A 613-nucleotide genomic window follows, 5' to 3' on the forward strand; every position below is an offset into this window, starting at 1 on the left:
CTCCTACAGGCGGTAGCCGCCGGTGGCGTCGATGACCTGTCCCGTGATCCACCGGGCGTCATGGGAGACAAGGAGGGCCACGACGTCGGCGACGTCGTCGGGTTCGCCGATGCGGCCGAGGGCGTTCTGTGCGGCGATGGCGGCGATGAGGTCGGGGTTGCCGCGCAACCAGGAGGCGTTCATGTCGGTGTCGGTGGTGGCGGGGACGACGGCGTTGACGGTGATGCCGCGGGGGCCGAGGTGCTGGGCGAGGGGGAGGGTGAGGGCGTCGATGGCGCCCTTTGTCATGGTGTAGCCGATGAGATCGGGGAAGGCGACGCGGGTGGCGCCGGAGGAGATGTTCACGATGCGCCCGCCGTCGGCCAGGCGAGGCAGGGCAGCCTGGATGATCAGGAACGGTGCGGTGGTGTTGATCTGCTGCTGGCGGATGAAGTCCTCGGCGTCGAACTCCTCGATGGTGCCGTGCAGGGCGACCCCGGCGTTGTTCACCAGCACCCGCACGGGAGCGTCGCGCAGTGAGCCCGCAGCCTCATCGTAGGCGGCCCAGAACGCGGTGCCGGTGTCGGGTGCGGCCAGGTCGGCGGCGAAGGGGAACGCCGCGCCGCCGGCCGCG

The 613-nt window shown here is 71.0% G+C and carries 1 protein-coding gene; it reads right to left on the minus strand.

Annotated elements, in window-relative coordinates:
* Window positions 1-3: 3 nt before the first annotated feature.
* Window positions 4-613: SDR family NAD(P)-dependent oxidoreductase (locus ITP53_RS55685; RefSeq protein ID WP_195903538.1), on the minus strand; the 610-nt coding region annotated here is incomplete at its 5' end.

Source organism: Nonomuraea cypriaca (assembly GCF_015645445.1).
GTDB lineage: Bacteria > Actinomycetota > Actinomycetes > Streptosporangiales > Streptosporangiaceae > Nonomuraea > Nonomuraea cypriaca.